Raw genomic sequence first — 2,729 nt, 5'->3', positions numbered from 1 at the left:
GGTCAACCGAGTCTGGCGGGGGGCGTCGTCTCGGTGGGTGAGGACGGCAGCGCGAGGGTGCCTCGATGGTTCCGGGGCGTCCTGAGGAGCGGGACGCACAGGAAGATGAACGTGCCCATGACGAGGAAGAAGGGCGTCGAGCCGGCGTCCAGGAGGAAGCCGCCGGCGAACGGGCCGAGGAAGAAGCCGAGCTGGCGCACCTCGGACAGGCCGAAGTAGGCCCCCTTGCGCTCGTCCGACGCCATCTCGTGGACGGCCATGTCCGGCATGGGGAGCAGGATTCCCTCGCCGATCGTCCAGAAGACGATGCCCGCGAACAGCCACGCGAGCCCGGCGGTGCTCGCCCAGAAGCACGCGTACGCGATCGTGAAGTTCGCCGCGCCCGCCACGATCATGGTCGTGCGGCCGAGGCGGCCGGACACCTTGTCGATCGGGAGCTGGAAGGCCAGGGCGAGGACGGCGTTGGTGATGAACAGGGCCGCGAAGTAGCCCTCGGTGCGGTCGCCGTACTGCCCCTTCATGTACAGCGGGATCATCGACTCCAGCTGGGAGAACACGAAGAAGACCACGATCCCGCCGGTGACGACGGCCAGGAGCCGCCGGTCTCGCAGCGTGCCGAGCACCGACTCGCGGCTCGACGGCGGCGGGCCGTGGCCGCGCGGGGGCTGGAGGGCCATGAGGGCGCGGTTCCGGATCAGCACCACGACGAGGTAGCAGGCGTAGAAGAACGCCGGGACGGCGAAGAACGCCACCGGGCTCACGTGGTAGAGCGCCCCGCCGATCGCCGGGCCGCCGATGCCGCCCACGCAGAGCGTCATATACCGGACCCGGAACATGCGGCCCTCGTCGTCGGCCGCGTGCGACAGCAGCTTCTTCGCGCCCGGCTCCACCATCGTCCGCGCCACGCCCAGCAGCAGGAACAGCACGACGATCGGCGCGGCGGCGCGGACGGCCGCCAGCAGCCCGTACACGGCGACATAGGCCACCAGCCCGGCGCGCATCAGCGGCACCGCGCCGATCCGGTCGACGATCATGCCGCCGAGCAGCCCGCCGAACGCGGCGGTGAGCGCGACCGCCCCGACGACCGCGCCGACGCCGGGCTTGCCGAGGCCGGTGTGCCCGGTCAGGTACAGCGGCGCGAACGGCATCGCCGCGAAGAACGCGAGCGAGTTCAGCAGCTCGCCGCCCTCCAGCAGGCGCTGCGCCGGAGTGAGCCGCCACAGCGGCGTCCGCTCCGCGGGTCCGGCCATGCGCCGAAGCTACAGCCCGGCACCGACAGAACGGCGGCGTGATCCGCGTGGGACGGGTATACGTCGGTACATGGAGGTACGGCTGCGGAGAGTGTACGAGCCGGTCTCGTCCGACGACGGGAAGCGGATCCTGGTCGACCGTGTGTGGCCACGGGGCCTGTCCAAGGAGAAGGCGCACCTGGACGAGTGGGAGAAGGACGTCGCGCCCTCGACCGAGCTGCGCAAGTGGTACGGGCACGAGGTGGCGAAGTTCGAGGAGTTCACCCGCCGCTACGACGCCGAGCTGGCCGAGCCGGAACGCGCCTCCGCCCTCGCCCACCTGCGTGAACTCGCCGGGCAGAGCACCGTGACGCTGCTCACCGCGACCAAGGACGTCGAGCACAGCCAGGCCGCCGTCCTCGCCGCGCGGCTGCGCGACTCCGGCTGACCCTGTCAAGGGTTTCGACGGGTTTCGTACGGGGCCCTTGAAAATGCCGGTCGGTTGAATGGAACGATCCTTTTCGAGGGTTTCCGTGCCGTCCGTCCATTGGACGTTCCATTGTGGCTGATCACCCTCTTTGGAAGGTCCTGTTTCACGGTTTTCAGTCCGCCCATGGAAAGTTAAAAAGCGGCGATTGACCTCCTGGCCAGTGAAGTTTACGCTCCCTTTGCGCAGGTCCCAGCGAGGAGGAATCGCATGCGTAAAGGGATTGCCGTAACCGCTGCCGTCGCCATTGCCGGAGGTGCCGTGTTCGCGGCCCCGGCGGCGGCCACCACACGTCGGGTGCACGGGCCGGACGGAGTGACGATCGAGATCGCGACCGTGAACGGGTCGGGCTGCCCCGCCGGCACGGCCGCCGTCGCCGTCTCCGAGGACAAGGAGGCGTTCACCGTCACCTACAGCGACTACCTGGCCCAGGCCGGCGGCTCCTCCGGCCCGACCGACTTCCGGAAGAACTGCCAGATCAGCATGATCGTGCACGTCCCGCAGGGGTTCACCTACGCGATCGCGTCCACCGACTACCGGGGCTTCGCCTGGCTGGAGCCGGGCGCCAGCGGCGTGGAGAAGGCCAGCTACTACTTCCAGGGGATGCCGCAGACCGCCGCCGTCTCGCACAACCTGAAAGGCGAGTACGCCGACAACTGGCAGTTCACCGACACCAACGATGTGGCGCAGCTCGTCTACAAGCCGTGCGGCGAGGAGCGCAATTTCAACGTCAACACCGAACTGCGGGTGCTCCGCGGCACCTCGGACCCGGCGAAGACCAGCTTCATGTCCATGGACTCCACCGACGGCAGCATCAAGACCACGTACCACTTCGCCTGGATGCAGTGCCCTCCGTGGTAAGCGCCCCCGGCCGGTAAACCCCCGTGGTAAAGGCCACAGCGGTAAAACCCGCCACGGCGAGAGAAACCCCCGAGTAAAGGAGAACAACCGATGCGCACAGGACTGACCGCCGCGGCGGCCTGCCTGGCCGCCCTGGCGCTGCCGCTGTCCGC

Annotated in this window: 3 protein-coding genes; 2 read left to right on the top strand and 1 reads right to left on the bottom strand. The window is 68.8% G+C overall.

What is annotated here, in order from left to right:
• Window positions 1-2: 2 nt before the first annotated feature.
• Window positions 3-1,250 (bottom strand): MFS transporter, encoded by a 1,248-nt coding sequence (locus tag E1293_RS46130; protein WP_132206360.1) that lies wholly within the window; start codon window positions 1,248-1,250, stop codon window positions 3-5.
• A gap of 70 nt (window positions 1,251-1,320) precedes the next feature.
• Here E1293_RS46130 and E1293_RS46125 point away from each other — a divergent pair, with 70 nt between their 5' ends.
• Both E1293_RS46125 and E1293_RS46120 read left to right on the top strand, forming a co-directional pair.
• Window positions 1,321-1,677: a DUF488 domain-containing protein gene (locus E1293_RS46125; RefSeq protein WP_132206358.1), complete on the top strand. Its 357-nt coding sequence runs from the start codon at window positions 1,321-1,323 to the stop codon at window positions 1,675-1,677.
• A gap of 300 nt (window positions 1,678-1,977) precedes the next feature.
• Window positions 1,978-2,577: a DUF4360 domain-containing protein gene (locus E1293_RS46120; RefSeq protein ID WP_243717556.1), complete on the top strand. Its 600-nt coding sequence runs from the start codon at window positions 1,978-1,980 to the stop codon at window positions 2,575-2,577.
• The last annotated feature ends 152 nt before the right edge of the window (window positions 2,578-2,729 follow it).

Origin of the sequence: Actinomadura darangshiensis, assembly GCF_004349235.1 — a bacterium.
GTDB classification, from domain to species: Bacteria; Actinomycetota; Actinomycetes; order Streptosporangiales; family Streptosporangiaceae; genus Spirillospora; species Spirillospora darangshiensis.
This window is presented reverse-complemented; position numbering and strand designations above follow the sequence as displayed.

Bases quoted from the DNA above. Each gene is read 5' to 3' on its own strand.
- E1293_RS46130 (WP_132206360.1), bottom strand. From the start codon at position 1,250: ATGGCCGGACCCGCGGAGCGGACGCCGCTGTGGCGGCTCACTCCGGCG.
- E1293_RS46125 (WP_132206358.1), top strand. From the start codon at position 1,321: ATGGAGGTACGGCTGCGGAGAGTGTACGAGCCGGTCTCGTCCGACGAC.